Annotated in this window: 18 protein-coding genes and 1 tRNA gene; 5 read left to right on the top strand and 14 right to left on the bottom strand. The window is 50.8% G+C overall.

Annotation, left to right across the window (positions count from 1 at the left end):
• Nucleotides 1-15 precede the first annotated feature (15 nt).
• From IBT46_RS04125 to IBT46_RS04095, 7 genes are all read right to left on the bottom strand, one after another.
• Nucleotides 16-981, bottom strand: a complete 966-nt coding sequence (locus tag IBT46_RS04125; protein ID WP_200544235.1) for a helix-turn-helix domain-containing protein — start codon at nt 979-981, stop codon at nt 16-18.
• A 185-nt stretch (nt 982-1,166) separates the two neighbouring features.
• Nucleotides 1,167-2,054: an alpha/beta fold hydrolase gene (locus IBT46_RS04120; protein ID WP_200544233.1), complete on the bottom strand. Its 888-nt coding sequence runs from the start codon at nt 2,052-2,054 to the stop codon at nt 1,167-1,169.
• 49 nt (nt 2,055-2,103) lie between these two features.
• Nucleotides 2,104-2,946, bottom strand: a complete 843-nt coding sequence (locus IBT46_RS04115) for a transporter substrate-binding domain-containing protein (protein ID WP_200544370.1) — start codon at nt 2,944-2,946, stop codon at nt 2,104-2,106.
• Nucleotides 2,936-3,688, bottom strand: coding sequence for an amino acid ABC transporter permease (locus tag IBT46_RS04110; RefSeq protein ID WP_200544231.1), 753 nt, complete (start codon nt 3,686-3,688; stop codon nt 2,936-2,938). Before IBT46_RS04110 ends, IBT46_RS04115 begins: the two co-directional genes overlap by 11 nt.
• Before the next feature lie 8 nt (nt 3,689-3,696).
• Nucleotides 3,697-4,395, bottom strand: a complete 699-nt coding sequence (locus tag IBT46_RS04105; protein WP_200544229.1) for an ABC transporter permease subunit — start codon at nt 4,393-4,395, stop codon at nt 3,697-3,699.
• A gap of 11 nt (nt 4,396-4,406) precedes the next feature.
• Nucleotides 4,407-5,147: an amino acid ABC transporter ATP-binding protein gene (locus IBT46_RS04100; RefSeq protein ID WP_200544227.1), complete on the bottom strand. Its 741-nt coding sequence runs from the start codon at nt 5,145-5,147 to the stop codon at nt 4,407-4,409.
• 273 nt (nt 5,148-5,420) lie between these two features.
• Nucleotides 5,421-6,047: a LysE family translocator gene (locus tag IBT46_RS04095; protein ID WP_200544225.1), complete on the bottom strand. Its 627-nt coding sequence runs from the start codon at nt 6,045-6,047 to the stop codon at nt 5,421-5,423.
• 227 nt (nt 6,048-6,274) lie between these two features.
• Here IBT46_RS04095 and IBT46_RS04090 point away from each other — a divergent pair, with 227 nt between their 5' ends.
• A complete protein-coding gene (locus IBT46_RS04090) occupies nt 6,275-6,727 on the top strand; it encodes an Lrp/AsnC family transcriptional regulator (protein ID WP_105591638.1) in 453 nt (150 codons plus the stop codon).
• A 170-nt stretch (nt 6,728-6,897) separates the two neighbouring features.
• On the top strand, nt 6,898-8,100 hold the full coding sequence (locus IBT46_RS04085) for an ROK family transcriptional regulator (RefSeq protein ID WP_200544223.1): 1,203 nt from the start codon (nt 6,898-6,900) through the stop codon (nt 8,098-8,100).
• 72 nt (nt 8,101-8,172) lie between these two features.
• On the opposite strand, the gene IBT46_RS04080 is transcribed toward IBT46_RS04085, so the two are convergent.
• The 5 genes from IBT46_RS04080 to IBT46_RS04060 all read right to left on the bottom strand — a co-directional run bounded on the left by IBT46_RS04080 (nt 8,173) and on the right by IBT46_RS04060 (nt 12,531).
• Nucleotides 8,173-9,414, bottom strand: coding sequence for a nucleoside permease (locus tag IBT46_RS04080; RefSeq protein WP_200544221.1), 1,242 nt, complete (start codon nt 9,412-9,414; stop codon nt 8,173-8,175).
• A gap of 138 nt (nt 9,415-9,552) precedes the next feature.
• Nucleotides 9,553-10,371 (bottom strand): purine-nucleoside phosphorylase, encoded by an 819-nt coding sequence (locus IBT46_RS04075; RefSeq protein ID WP_200544219.1) that lies wholly within the window; start codon nt 10,369-10,371, stop codon nt 9,553-9,555.
• 292 nt (nt 10,372-10,663) lie between these two features.
• Nucleotides 10,664-10,739: transfer RNA gene (locus IBT46_RS04070), tRNA-Asn, on the bottom strand.
• A gap of 100 nt (nt 10,740-10,839) precedes the next feature.
• Nucleotides 10,840-11,634 carry a DgsA anti-repressor MtfA gene (gene mtfA / locus IBT46_RS04065; RefSeq protein WP_200544217.1) on the bottom strand — a complete coding sequence of 265 codons (795 nt, stop codon included), beginning with the start codon at nt 11,632-11,634 and terminating at the stop codon, nt 10,840-10,842.
• Nucleotides 11,635-11,874: 240 nt separating this feature from the next.
• Nucleotides 11,875-12,531 carry a hypothetical protein gene (locus IBT46_RS04060; RefSeq protein WP_200544215.1) on the bottom strand — a complete coding sequence of 219 codons (657 nt, stop codon included), beginning with the start codon at nt 12,529-12,531 and terminating at the stop codon, nt 11,875-11,877.
• Between the two features lie 589 nt (nt 12,532-13,120).
• Between IBT46_RS04060 and IBT46_RS04055 the strand changes: the two genes are divergently transcribed.
• Both IBT46_RS04055 and IBT46_RS04050 read left to right on the top strand, forming a co-directional pair.
• Complete coding sequence (locus tag IBT46_RS04055) at nt 13,121-13,816, top strand: phosphohydrolase (RefSeq protein WP_105591639.1); 696 nt, start codon at nt 13,121-13,123, stop codon at nt 13,814-13,816.
• 81 nt (nt 13,817-13,897) lie between these two features.
• A complete protein-coding gene (locus IBT46_RS04050; protein ID WP_105591602.1) occupies nt 13,898-14,146 on the top strand; it encodes a hypothetical protein in 249 nt (82 codons plus the stop codon).
• A gap of 217 nt (nt 14,147-14,363) precedes the next feature.
• On the opposite strand, the gene IBT46_RS04045 is transcribed toward IBT46_RS04050, so the two are convergent.
• Nucleotides 14,364-15,032, bottom strand: a complete 669-nt coding sequence (locus IBT46_RS04045) for an epoxyqueuosine reductase QueH (RefSeq protein WP_200544213.1) — start codon at nt 15,030-15,032, stop codon at nt 14,364-14,366.
• Nucleotides 15,033-15,133: 101 nt separating this feature from the next.
• Here IBT46_RS04045 and IBT46_RS04040 point away from each other — a divergent pair, with 101 nt between their 5' ends.
• Complete coding sequence (locus IBT46_RS04040) at nt 15,134-15,601, top strand: very short patch repair endonuclease (RefSeq protein WP_105591604.1); 468 nt, start codon at nt 15,134-15,136, stop codon at nt 15,599-15,601.
• A gap of 3 nt (nt 15,602-15,604) precedes the next feature.
• Here IBT46_RS04040 and yedA read toward each other — a convergent pair whose 3' ends face one another.
• Nucleotides 15,605-16,522 carry a drug/metabolite exporter YedA gene (gene yedA / locus IBT46_RS04035; protein WP_200544211.1) on the bottom strand — a complete coding sequence of 306 codons (918 nt, stop codon included), beginning with the start codon at nt 16,520-16,522 and terminating at the stop codon, nt 15,605-15,607.
• Nucleotides 16,523-16,541 lie beyond the last annotated feature (19 nt).

Here is a 16,541-nt window from a genome sequence, read left to right as displayed (position 1 = left end):
TGAGGGGAGGTCATATTAAGCCGACTTATTAAAGTTATCACGCCATACCGTGGGGGGGACTTTATATTTATCGCGAAAGTTTTTACTAAAAATAAATGCGCTGCTGAATCCGCAGCGCCAGGCAACCTGTTCAATTCTGAGATGGATATCGGTTTCCAATATTTCACGCGCTTTAATCAGACGTATTTCCTTAATTATCGCCATCACCGTCGTTCTTTGCTCTTTGAACGCGCGATCCAGGCTGGAACGGGAATAGCGCAATTCCAGCGATATATGGTCGGGGGATAAGGCCGGATTGGAATAATTCTGCGCGATATACGATCGGGCGGCATTATAAACGTGGCAAAGACTCCCGGTAGAAATCAGTCCGGTTTCCTTAGCGACATCCGCCAGCATCAATAAGGCCATATCGTGCAGGCCATCAAGGATTAACGAGGTTGATTTCGCATTCAGCGAGGCGGAATGGCTGTGCAGCAGCATCATATGCGATTTCATAAACGCCATCAGGTGATGGTTTTCCATAGAGAGCATCGGGCCGGGTAGTTTTCCGTCAAAAATCTCCTTTACGGCTTCAATATCCGGGATCAGATACAGCTGCCGCACGTCATCGCTGCGATAGGTGTAGTAATCATTGCGCTCGTGCACCATTAGCGAGCCGGAGGTCACCTCCGTAGCGATGGATTTCTTCCTGCCGCTGATGATTTGCGATCCTTCCAGTAAAAGCGAGAAGTACAGCGATGACTGTGCGGTTTTATGCGGATCGAAAACGGTAATATTTCGCGAGCCATAAGCGCTGCAAAAATCGCCTTTTGCACCGGAAATGGTTTTATGCTGCGCGATAATTTCTTCCGGGCGGCGATCGTCAACGACGTCGATGCCATAGCAGCTGATATTCTGCGATATTCTCTGATAGCGTTCATCGGGTGGAATATCCGCTGCATCCAGAATATGGGGAACATAGAGTTTTGTCGGTCTGGACATCTTCCTCGGGCATCCTGTTCGAATCGAAGGTATTTTTATACACCAGGAAGAGGGGGCTGGCTATTATTGAAAGTGGGTTGAAGATATGAATATCATTTTTTGTGCTGTTAATCCGAAAAATCCCATCGATTTTATCATTTATATTAATAAATATCGGGGGAGTGCACCCCGAAATCTAATATTACTTATTTATAGTCAATAAAGTTAATAATGGCCTGGTTAAATTCTTCCGGTGCCTGAATAAAGGCGAAGTGACTGGTATTGGGCAGAATCAGCAGTCCTGCTCCGGGTATGGTGTCGGCGATATATTCCAGATGCTGGCGAACAATGGCCTCGTCCCGATCGCCGTCAACAATCAGCACCGGCGTGTGAATTTTTTGCAGTTCGCTGTCGCTCCAGTTTGGCTGCGAAGCCCACATATGGCTAATCTGCTCAACAAAGGCATCGTACTGGTCGGGTGTTTTAGACAGTCGGCGATATTCCCCACCGGCGCGTTTGATATAGTTTGCGAACACCGGGTTTTTATCGGTATCCGGCTTCACGCCGCTGGTTTTCGTGTTTGGCGCAAAAGCGAAAATCTTATTGACCCGAGTTGGATGTCGAATGGCCAGATCGATGCCGATAATGCCACCATCGCTCCAGCCAACGATGTCTGCTTTCTGAATTTTAAGTACATCCAGCAGGGCGACGACATCATCGCTCATCAGATCGTAGCTGTAGGGTCGGCTGTCCCGCGTGCTGCGCCCGTGTCCACGGCTGTCTACCACAATGACCTGATGATGCTTTGCCAGCGCCGCAACTTGCTCGCCCCAGTAATCTGAGTTTGCCAGCCCGCCGTGTAACAGTACTACCGGCGAGCCTTTGCCAGCCGTCGCATAGTAAAGCTGGATACCGTTAATACTGGCATAGTGGGGTTTGAGCGCGGCGACCGGAGCAGGCGTATTCGGTAGCTGCTGCCAGCGCTCGCTCCAGGCGATGTGGGATGACGGCCCGGCGGCGATGGCGGCTGAGCTACCGCAAACGCCAGCTACTGACAGCAGCCCGGCAATGAGTAACGTTTTATTCCTGCGCATAGTTTTATCTCCAGATACGATAAACGGGCTGAAGCCGCCCGCTGTCACGTTATTCCCAGTCGGTATTTACCTTAACGTCGTTGGCACCAGGCAGCGCATACACGTCTTCGTTGTACCACTTGCGTGACAGCTCAGCGAGCGTCCCGTCTTTCTTCAGTGCGGCGAGTTCGCTGTCCACCGCTTTGATAAGCTTCGGATCGGCGTTCTTTTTATACAGATAGACGTTCGGGAACAGACCGACGGAATCTGAGGCCTTAAGATTCAGGTTTAGCGCTTTATTTAACGCCAGCAGCGCGCCAATAGGATAGATTGCCGCATCGTATTCCCCAGAGGCCACCGCTTTAAAGATATCGGCAGCAGACTGCTCGCCGTTAGGCTGCAGGTTGATCTGCTGAGTGGGATGCTTTTGGTTGTAGTTATCGATCACCGTGTAGCGAGCATCTGAAGTGTGGATCGGCACCAGCTTTTTCCTGCCGCCGGCAAGGTCGCCCAGGTTATGAATATCGTTCTCGTTTTCCCGTACGATTAAACGCAGATCGCTGAGGCCGGAAGGTTCAGCGGACCAGGCGTACTTTGCCGCGCGCTCTTTGGTCAGATAAAAGTGGTCCGCAGCCAGCGTATAGGCCCCGGTCGATAATCCGACAATCATCGCATCGCGCGATACCGCGTTATAGTGGAACTTATAGTCTTTCAGCCGTGCGTCCAGCACCTTTAACAGGTCACCGTCGTAGCCGGTGATGTTGTTATTGTCATCAACGAAGCTGAACGGGAAACCGTTCGCATTGACGACCACCTCAACGGTTTCGGCATTCGGGCTTTTATCCACCGCCATTACCGGGCTGATATTCAACGCCAGCAGTATAGCGCTCGCCAGCAGTAATTTACTTTTCAACATATTTCCCCCAAAAAGAGTAAGACGGCACCACGTTATGCGCGTGGTTCTTCCATCGACGGCTAAGAAACAGCTCCAGGCTGCGCAGTGCCCGGGCGACTACCAGACAGAGCGCGATATAAATCACCAGCACCACGCAGTAAGCTTCGACATAGTGAAACCCGCGCGCGGCGGCGATATTGGCTTTCGCCATCACATCAATCACCGTGATGGTGTAAACCAGCGACGTGTCCTTAATCAGATCGATAACCACGCTGGTGTAGTTGGGCAGGGCAGAAACGGCCGCCTGCGGCAGAATAATGCGGCGAAACTGAGTAAAGCCGGTCAGGCCAACTGACCAGGCCGCTTCACGCTGGCTTTTTTCTACCGCATTCCATGCCGAGCGAAAGGTCTCGGCGAAATAGGCGCTGAATACTACCGAAAAGGCGATAACCGCCGCGCTCAGCGGAGCCAGCTTGTAGCCATACATCGGCTGTTGCGGGCTGCCAAACCATGCGCTGGCTATCCACGGCCAGACGTAAAAGACGAAATAGAGCATCACCAACATGGGGACCGATCGACCAAATGAGATCATTATCTGGGCGAAAGAGTGCAGCACCGGTATCCGACGAATGATTACCCACGCCAGCAGGCCGCCTAAAAGCGTAGAGAACAACAGCGATAGCAGCGTAATCGCCAGTGTGATGGGCAACGCACTGAGAATAAAAAAGATGTTATCGCGAATAAATTCAACACTAAACATCAGTGAGGTTACTCCAGTAAATAGTGATACTTTTTCTCTATCCGTGAGGTGAGATAAAAGATGATCAGGTTAAGTAACCAATAAACAAGAATAACGCTAACAAATGCTGCTACCTGTTTAGCGCCATAACTGTTCTGCGAAATTTTTTGCGCACGGCCAAATATATCGACAATGCCGATAATATTAACCAGTGAAGTCATTTTAACCAGGTTGATTAATAAATTACCGAAATTGGGAATGGCAATAATTAAGCCCTGTGGAAAAATGACTCGCGCTATGCCGATCGAATAGGGAATATTCAGGCTTTTCAGCGCTTCTTTCTGCCCGATATCCACCGCTTCCCACGCGGAGCGCATCATTTCGGCAAAATACGGGCTGATGCCCACCGAGAGCGCCAGAATCGCAAAGGTCGTATCGCTAATTAACGCGGCTGGAAGAGCCAGCGAAGAAAGTATCAGCTTGCCGCCAAAGAAAAACAGCAGGATCAGCAGCGCCAGCGGCGCACCGCGCAGCACGTCGGTCACGGTTTTCACCATTATCCGCAACGCTGTGGAACGACTGTAGCCTGACACGGTGAGGATCAGGGCAAGACCCAGTCCCAGCAGCAGAGAGGCCAGCGTAATACCCAGCGTGACCGTCAGGTTTTCCAGCAGTTTAGGAACAATCAGCGTCAGGTCGGCAAACGTCATCAGCGAAGGTGCGGTCATTGATCGACTCCTCAGGCGTGATAACGCAGGCGAGCGAGGAAAGACTGCGTCCGCTGATGGCGGGCCGCACCAAAAATATGCTCCGGCGGGCCCTGCTCAACGATTTCTCCCTGGTCCATAAATACCACGCGTGATGCAACCTGACGGGCAAACTCCATCTCATGGGTGACGATAATCATGGTTTGCCCGCGTGCCGCAATGTCCTGAATCAGCGCCAGGATCTCGCCAACTTTTTCCGGGTCCAGCGCGGAGGTCGGTTCATCCAACAGCAGGACGGCGGGACGGATCGCCAGCGCGCGCGCAATGCCGATGCGCTGTTTCTGCCCACCGGAAAGACTGTTGGGGTAGCTGTCTTTTTTATGCAGCAGGCCCACCAGCTTCAACAAACGTTCAGCGGTGGCGATGGCTTCATGGCGCGGACGCTTTTGCGCGTAGATCAGCCCTTCGGTGATATTCTGCAGGGCGGTAAGATTATGAAAAAGATTCCAGGACTGGAATACCATCGCGGTTTTAGCACGCAGCTTCTCAATTTCCTTTTTACCGGCGCGCTCGCAGTTTACCGCGACATTATCAATAGCGATGGTTCCCGTATCGGCAGGTTCAAGAAAATTGAGTGTGCGTAGCAGAGTGGTTTTTCCCGAGCCGCTGGGGCCAATAATACAAATTATCTCTCCGGCCTCAATAGAAAGTGATACACCCTTTAATATCCGTTCCCCGGAAAAGCTTTTCGTTATTTTTTCTATGGCTATCATATTTTTTCGCAGTAACCCATCCCGTGAATCAGGGATTAAGAGTGATGTTTGTATTTTAAATATTGGATTGAAAAGTGTTGGCATTATTTAAAGTTAATGGAGAGACGTTATCAGCAAGCCTCGCGGCAATCAATACGCGGGCTTGAGCGAATAAATCACAACATCATCATAAAAATTAATATAGTCAGGGCAATGGCCGCCTGAATCGTACCGCCGCCCAGTTTGAGCGACGTCGCGCCAGCCATCGTCAATTTTCTGCTGCAAAATAGCGTTTTAGTGGAGTAGGCGAATAAGCTGTTCGGTAATCAAAATGAGCGCGATAACGATCATCAGTACGCCGGAGGTGCGGCTGACCAGCCGGGCGGCGTTGGGACGCGTCTGCAGTATGGCCCTGGAGCCGTAACCCACCAGCAGGTAAACCACGGAACAGCTAACAATATGCAGCAGGCCGAGTGCGGCCATCTGCACGGATAAGGGCCACGATCCCTGCGGGTCGGTGAACTGCGGCAGCAGGGCGAGGAACAACAGAAACACCTTTGGATTCAGGCCGCTGACGCACAACCCCCTCAGTGCCCACTGCCATCCGGAGCTGTGTTCTGCATCTGCCGCCACCTCAGGCACAGAGGGATGTCGCAGCATGCCTGTACCCAGCCAGAGAAGGTAACCCGCTCCCGCCACGGTAAGAACGGCCATTGCCGAATGCATGCTGGCGATAAGTGCGCCTGTGCCGATGGCCACAACGATCGTGGCGAGTAAATGTCCTGACAGCAGCCCTGCAATGGCAGGAATGATCGCCCGGCCACGCAAACCGGCGGAAATGGCATAGGCCCAGTCTGCACCCGGCGTGATGATAAACAGTGCGGACACGGCCCAGAAGGCAATGAAGAGATGCAGGGACATTTTTCTATCTCTCTGATTTAAAAGGGTGGGTGTTTATGTTTTACAGCGAATTAAGCGATGAATTTGAGCCGCAGGCACCACGGTATTTTGCTTATTGCCTGAAAAGGGTTCATACAGCGTTGTTCTCGTCTGATGATGAAATCGGGAAGAAAAGATTATCCTTTCATCGTTGAAATGTGCTTCCATACCTGTGGTTACTTTCGGCCTTATTGGGTAAATTTTTCCAAATGGACAGAATAGACAGGAAGATTCTTGCTGAGCTGCAATCAGACGGTCGGTTGTCATTAACCGATCTGGCCGACCGTGTAGGATTAAGCCTTTCCCCCTGCCATCGGCGGGTTCGTGCGCTGGAAGAATCCGGGGTCATAAGCGGCTACCGTGCCCACATTCAACCGGAACGGCTGGGGCTGACCTTTTTTGCCATCGTGTTCGTGACGCTAAAAGAGGGCGATCGTCAGGCCGTTGCGGCGTTTGAGTCTGCGGTACAGCAGGTAAAGAATGTGACGCTGGCACAGCGACTGTTCGGCGATCCGGATTACATCCTGCATGTGATTACTGAGGATTTGGAAGCCTTCCAGCGGCTCTATGATGAGCAGTTAAGCGGAATGCCCGGAGTCCGAAGACTGACTTCAACGCTGGTGATGAAGACCGTGGTAAAAGATGGGCCAATGCCGGTGTAGGCTAAAAATATAACGATGTCGAATAGAGGTTTGGTGTGAAAATCAACCTCTTTTACCCCATGGAATATATTATTATGGTACGGATCATGGTTACGCAGGCGCTGTGTCGTGCGTTGAGATAAAAACTGATATTTTGCATTTAATATCGGTGAATCATCATAGGTGGCGACGTGTTACTCAATCTACTGCATGAATTTCGTGAGTCTAAAAATTCAAAAACGCGCAAGCTTAAAACACTGTACAGATTGATACTGAATCACGGGCCAATAAGGGCAGAGACATTATCGTCACTGGCCCATATCCAGTCGGCAACCTGTGCAAGATTACTGGATGAATTAAGTAAAAACGGCCTGATTTCGACCGCCGAACTTGGTGAGTCTACGGGCGGCCGTAAACCCATTCTTTACCAGATCAATTCAGCGGATGGCTATGTTATTGGCATCGAGATTAGTGATATCTACTCCACCGTACTATTACTGAATCTGAAGCTCGATATTTTAGGTATGGTGAAAGTTCAGAATAAACGTGTTGAGCCTATAGATCGGATGATTGATGGTTTACTGATTGAAGTTGATGCGCTTTTGTCGGAACATAATTTGACGACGAAGGATATTTTAGGCATCGGTATTGCGCTGGACCACATTCTTGAGCGGGATAAAACCCCACCCGATCGCTATGAGTCTGAAATTTCAGAAATTCAAAATGTTATCGCAAGCAGAGTCGGCTGCCTGGTGACTATCGGCAGCGGAATAAATTTTGCGGCTTTAGCGGAGTATCGGTTGCGGTATAAATCACAAAGTCAGCGATTTTTATTTACCACCTGCGATACTGAAATCCGCAGCTGCACTATTATCGACAGCGTACTTTCTCGCCTGCCCATCAGCACCGCCCAGTCCTTTGGGCACACGACAATAGATATCAATGGGCTTCATTGTGAATGTGGTTCTGAAGGTTGCCTGAAGCAGTACAGCTCATTGGCGGCAATAAAAAATCAGGTTATACAGCAGCTCCGGCTGGATAAAAAATCAGTGATTAATACGTTGGTTAAAGACGAAAGCGAAATTGATTATCATGTCATTTTTCAGGCACTGGCTATGGATGACCCTCTCTGCCAGTCTGTTTTAGCCGAAGCGGCCCGCTATTATGGTGTGGCAATTGCCAACGCGGTGCTGATATTCCAGCCCGATGTGGTTGTCTGTGGCGGGACGTTAACGCCGAAAAATAACTTTTTTGCGCTGACTAAAGAAACGATAGAAAGAAAGATATCTGCTTTTCCGCATATTAAGACCCGCATATTCTCTGCCAGTGATTCTTATGAAATTGTTGCTCAGGGGGCGGGTGGGGCAGTATTAGAAAAGTATCTTGAAGAATAAAGAACGCTATCCATTGGGATTAAACTGACAGATAACTGCGGGAGGTGCAGGTATCTGTCTGAGTCTTTTCTATTAGCAGGCAGGTGCTTCTTCTTTGTGATGGTAGTGGAAGGTAAAGTAAAAAATAACGGACAGAACGGCAGTGTAAGCTGCGAAAACCAGCCAAATTGTCGGCCAGTCCTTCACGCCATCAATACTGAAATAGTCAACGACCCGCCCGCTCAGTATCGCGCCAAAGTAAGCGCCAACGCCATTCACCATAGTCATAAAGAGCCCTTGTGCGCTGGCCCTCATGCGGGTATCGACGGTTTTTTCGATAAAAATAGAGCCTGAGATGTTGAAGAAATCAAAAGCGCAGCCATACACAATCATCGACAGAATTAAAAACAGTAAGCCAATCGTTGAAGGATCGCCTAAGGCGAAGAAGCCAAATCGTAGCGTCCACGCGAGCATGCTGAGCAACATGACTGTTTTAATGCCGTAGCGTTTTAAAACAAAGGGAATCGCCAGGATAAAACAGACTTCTGCCATTTGTGAAATCGACAGCAGCAGAGAAGGGTACTGAACAATCAGGCTGTCCTGATACTCAGGGTTCCGGGCGAAGTCATGCAGGAACGGGCTGCCAAACGTATTGGTAATCTGTAAAACCGCACCTAACAGTAGGGAAAAAAGGAAGAACACCACCATAATGGGTTGCTTAAACAACACCAGGGCATCCAAACCTAACTTGCTGCCTAAGCCGGAGGTGATGGCTTTTTTTACCACGGGGATGTGCGGGAGCGTCAGGGAATAGACAGCGAGTAACAAAGAGCAACCGCCAGCAATGTACAGCTGATTGCTGCTTAATTCGAACTTCAACAGGCTGATCAGCCACATGGCAATGATAAAACCGACCGTGCCGTAGACGCGGACCGGGGGAAAGTTCGTTACGGAGTCGAGCTGATACTGGGACAGCGAAGAGTAGCTGATTGAGTTTGACAGAGCGATGGTCGGCATAAATGCCATCGCATTGATCATCATGACCAGGAACATCACCGTCGGGTCGGTTACCGTTGCCGCGTAAAACAGCGTACCCGCGCAAACCAGATGGCAAATCATATATAATCGATTTGCCGGGATATATTTGTCGGCGATAATGCCTATAATCCCCGGCATCAAGATAGCAGCGATGCCTTTTGAGCTGTATACGATCCCCACTTCTGCACCGGAGAAGTTTAGCGTTCTCATCATATAGGCACCCAGCGTCACCAGCCAGCATCCCCAGATAAAATACTGCATGAATAACATTACTTTTAAACGGTATCTAATGTCCATAAAAGCTCCGGCCGGGACAGTGCGCTATGTATTTTGATGGATGATTGATTAACTCAATCATCATAATGAAATGACCACAGGTGCTGTATATTTGGCGCCGTTAGCACCTGTGGATTAATTAATAAACTGCCGTCAGGGTCAGAATCGCTTAATGACCTCAGTGACCAGATTCAGGAAGGTTGATTTCACTCTTTCTGCTGTTTCAATCACCTCATCATGGCTCAGTGGCTGATCCAAAATTCCGCATGCCATATTGGTCAGGCACGAAATCCCCACCGTCTTAATCTGGGAATGATGCGCAACCAGTGCCTCTGGCACCGTTGACATTCCTACTGCATCTGCGCCGAGCGTTCTGATCATGCGGATCTCTGCCGGTGTTTCATACGTGGGGCCGGTCCACCAGGCATAAACGCCTTCACGAAGTGATACCCCTTGCTCCTGAGCGACATCCTTAATTGTCTGGCGAAGCTGTTTGTTATACACCTCGCTAACGTCTAAGAATCGGGTTCCCAGTTCCGGGTTATTCGGCCCCATCAGTGGATTCGCCGCCGTTAAATTAATATGGTCGGTGATCAGCATCAGGTCGCCAGGATTAAACGCCTTATTGACCGCACCGCAGGCATTGGTGATGATTAATTTTTCAACGCCTAACGCTTTCATGACCCGCACCGGGAAGGTGACCTGTTCCAGCGAAAACCCTTCGTAATAATGGAAACGCCCCTTCATTGCCACAACGGTTTTATCGTCTATGGTGCCGATAACCATTTCATTGGCGTGCCCAACCGCTTCTGACTTCGCAAAGTGCGGGATCGCGCTGTAAGGAATACGTACGGCATTTTGCAGCGTGTCTGCAAATGGACCCAGACCGGACCCTAAAATAATACCGACGGTGGGCTTGAGGTCGGTGTGTTCTTGAATAAATTTCAGGCTTTCTAAAATATCATCTGTCTGGTGCATGACGGGTCTCCGCAAGAGTCCTTAATTGAATTTACGGCGATTATATCGTCGGCAGGGGGAGGGGTAAGCGATCTTGATCTCATTTTAAGAAAAAGTGATGGAATGGACAAACTGTGAAGGGTTGTGGCGCTGCCCACAGCAAAAACCCTACGCGCTGGCCGCGTACAGTTCACTGATGGGGGCTCACGTTGAGTTTGTGCGTCGGTATCATAACTGCGAACAGCATCCAGTCGGTTGTTTCGCGCATAGCAAAAAGCCCGCTTAAGTTTCCTTAAGCGGGCTTCTCTAAATATGGCTCCTCTGACTGGACTCGAACCAGTGACATACGGATTAACAGTCCGCCGTTCTACCGACTGAACTACAGAGGAATCGTGTGAACGAGGCGCATATTAGCGATCTGCCTGTTGCCTGTCAACAGCAAAAGTAGCGCTGCAATCTGAATGGCGCAGTTTGCAGCAGTCCGTTGTTTTAATGCACAATTCCATCCGGGTTTTGCTGTTCTAACGTGAGTTCCAAACGCTGATAGGGGTCCTGGCGATAAAACTGGCGCAGCCGCTCGTAAACCTGCGGGAATCTCACCAGCAGCAGTTCCGGGGCGCTGAAGAAATACTCAGACAGCACGGCGAAGCATTCAGCCGGATCGCTGGCGGCATAGGCATCAATGGTCGCGGCGTTTTCTCCAACCAGATCGACCTCATCCTGAATCGCATTCATCGCTGCCAGCATATCGCGCTCCCAACCGGCGACGTCACGGAGTGCCATGGCCGGAATACCGGTTGACTCGCCGCTGCCGTGTGCGTCCAGCTTGTGTGCCACCTCGTGGATCACCAGGTTATAACCGGAGCGGTCAAAAGAATCCTGAATATCCAGCCAGTTAAGGACGATCGGACCCTGTTCCCAACTCTGTCCGGACTGTACCATGCGTTCGCGGTGAACCAGGCCAAACTCATCCTGCCATTCGTCATCAACCATAAAAGGGGTAGGGTAAACCAGCACTTCCAGAAAGCCATCCAGCCAGTCGTAGCCGAGGTTGAGCACGGGAAGGCAAAACAACAGTGCCAGACGACAGCGTTTCAACTCGTCCAGTTCAAGATTCTGTAAGCCAAGAATACGTTTCTGGCGCAAAAAGCGTGCGGCGAGCGCGATCAGTGTCTGGCGTTCATCTTCATTGAGCGGAGCCAGCAGGGGGATCTCAAGCGCCTGTTGCCAGGGTAATCCACTGATCGCTGCGTCATCATCGCTTTTCCACGGCCATTTGATCATGCTGATATTGCCCCCATGCGGTAATGAATTCCTCTTACACCATGCCGCAGCCGCACAAATGCTGCAACGGGTTAATACACATTGCATGAAATTTGAGCGGCTGACGGGTGCGATGCTGATGAAAGTTGCCAAAAATGATGGCAAATTGAGGGGGATATTCAACCAGTTATATTAGGAATTGTCTGTGATGAAGCGCAAACGACGCTGAAAAACTTCAGCGTCGCGCATCATTCACAACGGTCAGATTCGTTCAAAGTCGATGACCCAGACCCAGGGATTCACTTCCCAGCTGGTACCGCCATACTGCGCGGTCCATGCTTTGCGGTAGGCCTCTTTTGGTGAGTCGGTTTCGCTCTGCATGGTAAAAAAGTTATTTAAAAAATGGCTGTCGAACTGTACGCCTTCAGCGATGATGTCATCGTCACTGATGTCCTGGATTTTTTCCACGCGCAGGCGAGTGATCAGCAGGTCAATACGGCTGGCCCAGCGCGGCATATGAATACCAGCCTGCCAGCCGGGATGGCCTACGCCATCTTCACTGCCCCAGGCGCTGGTATCGGCCCGGTAGCGGCAATACTTGCGGTCCCTGAACGCCGCCGGGTCCTGTTGATAGCGTGCAACGTCTTCGGGGGCAATAACCGGCCCGCGCCAGGTTTCCCGCACCCATAACCGATCGCCCGGCTGGCCGTGCGGGCTGTGGTGGCTGATGTTCTCCATGCTCATTACCAGGTTTCCTTGCAGGTGGTTACGCTTTACATCAATGCCGTAACAGCCTTCATGATTATCCTGAACCGGTCCGAAAGGTTGGGATTTCATGATGCGCCGGGTCTGGCTTTGACGACCAGATAGCAGGGCGCGCACCCGTTGATCGCTGAACAGAATCGGGCGTTCTTTCATGGGATAACCTCTATATCTTTCTCAACCAAACCAGCTACATAGTTAAAATGAAAACACAATGCGGAGAACTCCTAACTTAAACCTTTAACACCAATCAGGGGCATTTTTTGGTAAAACATCAGTAAAATTTAATAAAAAAAACGGAAAGATAAAACGCCGCTGATGACGCTATGCTGGCAGTTGAATTGCCGTATTCGGGTAGCGACCCGACGTCATTTTTGCAGCGTAACATATTTTACATGTTGCTTAATTACAATGTCTTAAAGCGTAGCGGCATTTTTAAAATATTCAGAAAAGTGTGGAGCATACCTGGAGAGACCAGCACAACGCAAACGATAATCCTCCGCACACGATGGCAGGTGAAACGTTTCGTTACCTTTGGCCTGTATTATGACTGCTTAATGATTTGAGTGATTTTTAATCAGTATGAATTAGCAGCAGAATACATCAGCCTGCATTCAGGCTGTAACATAATGAATACATGCACTATATAGTGATGAGGGTCGCATTTTTATCGCGTTGACGCAGCACGTTGCAGTGGCTTATTGCCGCTGAGATCTCAACAAGTCCAAAGAATGAAGGAGAGTCTATTATGCTGAACACCTGGCAATCGCGCTTCGAGCAGTGGCTGCATCAGAGCTGGCAGAAAGAAGATAAAGCGCATGATGTGGCTCATCTGGCACGCGTATGGCAAACCGCACAGCGCATTATGCAGGGAAGCGAGGCCGACCCGCTGGTGGTTTTGACCAGCTGCTATTTTCACGACATTGTTAACTTACCGAAAAATCATCCGGAGCGTCATCTGGCTTCTGCCCAGGCGGCGGAAGAAGCCCGGCGGGTTCTGCTGACGGAGTTTCCGGACTTTCCTTCAGAAAAAATTGCCGCCGTAATGCACGCGGTTCACGCCCATAGCTTTAGCGCCGCCGTGACGCCTGAAACGCTGGAAGCAAAAATCGTACAGGATGCGGATCGGCTGGAATCTCTGGGCGCTATTGGCCTGGCGCGGGTGTTTTATGTCTCCGGTGCGCTGGGGCGTTCGTTGTTTGACAGTCATGATCCCCTGGCCCGTGAAAGGCCGCTGGATGATGCCGAATGGGCGCTGGATCATTTCCAGAAAAAGCTGCTTAAGCTGCCGCAAACTATGCAGACCGCCGAAGGCAAACGTCTTGCAGAAATCAATGCTGATTTCTTAGTGGCCTATATGGCAAAACTCTGTGCGGAACTGCAGGGCGATTTTTGCGGCACGGATCGGCAGGTACTGGCTGAATTTGCGGTTAGCCACTAATATATTAAATTTTTATGACAGTATGGTTAAATTTAGCTTAACAGGCTAATTTGATGTGTAAATTTATCAGGAGATTCAACAATGACTGAGACAGTAAGCCTGACGTTAAAGATCGATCCTGTATTAAAAGAAACACTGAAAGCCATTGCGCTGGAAAACCAGACTTCGGTCAGTCAGGAAGTGACCCGCCGTCTGCTGATCACGCTTGAAGGGGCAAAAGAACCGGAAGTGGACAATCAGGATACGGCTGAAGAACTGTCAGAACAGCTGAGCGCAGCAGAACTGAAGCAGGTTCGTGCGCTGCTGAAAAAGAGTAAAAAGAAAAAATAAGCGCTGAGTACGTTTCGCGTATCCGCTGCGATTAACGCCCCTCGTCGTGAGGGGCGTTACGCTTATCTCTATTCCAGTGTTTTGACAATTCATGCACCGACGGTTTGTCGCTGTCCTGTGCCACTCACCCGGCGATTGCCTCACCGCTGTCACTGACAACGCTTTTACTGCGGCGCCTGTCTCACTCCCACAGCGATTATCGTCATCAGGCGATAATTTACGATTTCCCCTCTGCGTCTTCATCACCGTAATACAATACGCCCAGTTTAATTAATGGACGGCCCTGGCTTTTGCGATGCAGGTTGCTGTCGCGCAGCGAATAAACGCAGCCGCAGTATTCCTGCTGGTAAAACCGCTCGCGCTTGCTGATTTCGATCATGCGCGCCGAGCCGCCTTTCTTGCGCCAGTTGTAATCCCAGTAGCTGATACCTTCGTAGGGCGCTGCCGCGCGGTCACCGCAGTCGTTAATCTGCTGCATGTTCTTCCAGCGTGAAATACCCAGCGAACTGGAGATAACCGGAAAACCGTTCTCATAAGCGTAAAGCGCGGTGCGCTCAAAACGCATATCAAAACACATGGTGCAGCGCACACCGCGCTCCGGTTCCCACTCCATGCCTTTTGCCCGCGCAAACCAGTTGTCGGTGTCGTAATCGGCATCGACAAACGGAATACCGTGCTGCTCGGCAAAGCGGATATTTTCCTCTTTGCGCAGCAGGTACTCTTTCTGAGGATGAATATTCGGGTTGTAGAAGAAGATGGTGTAATCAATTCCCGATGCCTGCAGGGCTTCCATCACTTCACCAGAGCAGGGGGCGCAGCAGGAATGCAGCAGCAGTTTATTCGCGCCTTTCGGCAAGGTGAGTTTATCTCGTTCAACAGTGCTCATTAAATCAGGTCCATATTAACTGGAATTTTGGCTAAGTGTAGAGGCATCCTGCGCGACAATAAAGCGCTATACTCAAACGTTGTTGCCAAAGGAAGATCAGGATGGCTGACGTACATAAACCCGACGTGCGTAGTAAAAATATGCGAGCGATTCGAACCCGCGATACCGCGATTGAACAGCGTGTGGCTGAGCTGCTGGGCGAGCTGGACATCACTTTTCGCGCGCAGGATAAGTCGCTGCCCGGCAGGCCCGATTTTGTTTTGCCGGACTACCGGGCAATTATTTTTGTTCACGGCTGCTTCTGGCATCATCATCATTGCCACTTGTTCAAGATGCCCGCCACGCGCACGGCGTTCTGGATGGGGAAAATAGACAGTAACGTGGCGCGCGATAAACGCTATATTGCTGAACTGACCGACGGCGGCTGGAAGGTGCTGCTGGTCTGGGAGTGTTCGCTGCGCGGTAAAACGCGGCTGGAAGAGCAGGCGCTGAGCGCCCGACTTGAAGAGTGGATCTGCGCCGCTGAAGGCAACGGCGAGATCGATGAAAAAGGTATTCATCAGCTTTAACGGTTAATCCCGGCTGATGGGTTTGATCACGGGTTTTGCCGGGAACAGGTATTTTCCCAACGTGACCAGCACCACCGCAAATACGATGATCGCCAGCGCCAGCCATTCACGAGAAGAGAGCGTTTCCCCGGCAAAGCCAATCCCCAACAGCACCGCCACCACCGGATTAACATAGGCATAGCTGGTCGCCACTGCCGGGGTGACATTGCGGATCAGGAACATATAGGCGTTGATGGCGATAATCGAACCAAACAGGCTGAGATAGCCCAGCGCCAGAATGCCCGGAAGTGTAGGCGTTCCGGTCAGATGCTCACCGCTCAGCGTGCTGGCAATCAGCAGCACAATTCCCGCCGACAGCATCTCAACGGCTCCTGCCATCATTCCCTGCGGCAGCTCAATGCGTGAGCCCCAAACGGAACCGAATGCCCAGGTCATTGAACCCGCAAGAATCATCAAGGCTCCCCACGGATTGCCGGCCATGTGTCCGCCGCTGTTGAGCAGTAGTATCCCCACCAGCCCCACGCCGATCCCCACCCATTCAATCCAGCGGGTCTGAATGCCAAACATGCGGCTAAAGCACATCGCGAACAGCGGCACGGTCGCCACCATGACTGCTGCCAGTCCGGAAGGAACGTGCTGATGTTCGGCCACGGTGACCGCGCCGTTACCCATTGCTAGCAGTAAAACGCCGATAATCGCCGCATTTTTTGTGGCTTTCAGCGACGGCAGTTTTTCCCCGCGCAGCAGCAGAATCGCCAGCAGCACAACGCCCGCCAGCAGGAATCGCAGCCCGGCCATCATCATTGGCGGCCAGCTTTCCACGCCGATACGGATAACCAGATAGGTTGAACCCCAGATAAAATAGAGAGAAAACAGTGCCGCCAGCAGCGGCAGCCAGGCAGGAATACGACGCAACTTCATGTTAATAGCTCAGTCCGGT

The organism is Erwinia sp. S38, from assembly GCF_016624545.1.
Classification (GTDB): domain Bacteria; phylum Pseudomonadota; class Gammaproteobacteria; order Enterobacterales; family Enterobacteriaceae; genus Erwinia; species Erwinia coffeiphila.
Note: the sequence above shows the minus strand (reverse complement) of the source record. Positions and strands in the feature narration are given on the sequence as shown.

Excerpts from the sequence above, each read along its gene's own strand:
- IBT46_RS04125 (WP_200544235.1), bottom strand. The coding sequence starts at position 981 with ATGTCCAGACCGACAAAACTCTATGTTCCCCATATTCTGGATGCAGCG.
- IBT46_RS04120 (WP_200544233.1), bottom strand. The coding sequence starts at position 2,054 with ATGCGCAGGAATAAAACGTTACTCATTGCCGGGCTGCTGTCAGTAGCT.
- IBT46_RS04110 (WP_200544231.1), bottom strand. The coding sequence starts at position 3,688 with ATGTTTAGTGTTGAATTTATTCGCGATAACATCTTTTTTATTCTCAGT.
- IBT46_RS04105 (WP_200544229.1), bottom strand. The coding sequence starts at position 4,395 with ATGACCGCACCTTCGCTGATGACGTTTGCCGACCTGACGCTGATTGTT.
- IBT46_RS04100 (WP_200544227.1), bottom strand. The coding sequence starts at position 5,147 with ATGATAGCCATAGAAAAAATAACGAAAAGCTTTTCCGGGGAACGGATA.
- IBT46_RS04095 (WP_200544225.1), bottom strand. The coding sequence starts at position 6,047 with ATGTCCCTGCATCTCTTCATTGCCTTCTGGGCCGTGTCCGCACTGTTT.
- IBT46_RS04090 (WP_105591638.1), top strand. The coding sequence starts at position 6,275 with ATGGACAGAATAGACAGGAAGATTCTTGCTGAGCTGCAATCAGACGGT.
- IBT46_RS04080 (WP_200544221.1), bottom strand. The coding sequence starts at position 9,414 with ATGGACATTAGATACCGTTTAAAAGTAATGTTATTCATGCAGTATTTT.
- IBT46_RS04075 (WP_200544219.1), bottom strand. The coding sequence starts at position 10,371 with ATGCACCAGACAGATGATATTTTAGAAAGCCTGAAATTTATTCAAGAA.
- mtfA (WP_200544217.1), bottom strand. The coding sequence starts at position 11,634 with ATGATCAAATGGCCGTGGAAAAGCGATGATGACGCAGCGATCAGTGGA.
- IBT46_RS04060 (WP_200544215.1), bottom strand. The coding sequence starts at position 12,531 with ATGAAAGAACGCCCGATTCTGTTCAGCGATCAACGGGTGCGCGCCCTG.
- IBT46_RS04050 (WP_105591602.1), top strand. The coding sequence starts at position 13,898 with ATGACTGAGACAGTAAGCCTGACGTTAAAGATCGATCCTGTATTAAAA.
- IBT46_RS04045 (WP_200544213.1), bottom strand. The coding sequence starts at position 15,032 with ATGAGCACTGTTGAACGAGATAAACTCACCTTGCCGAAAGGCGCGAAT.
- IBT46_RS04040 (WP_105591604.1), top strand. The coding sequence starts at position 15,134 with ATGGCTGACGTACATAAACCCGACGTGCGTAGTAAAAATATGCGAGCG.
- yedA (WP_200544211.1), bottom strand. The coding sequence starts at position 16,522 with ATGAAGTTGCGTCGTATTCCTGCCTGGCTGCCGCTGCTGGCGGCACTG.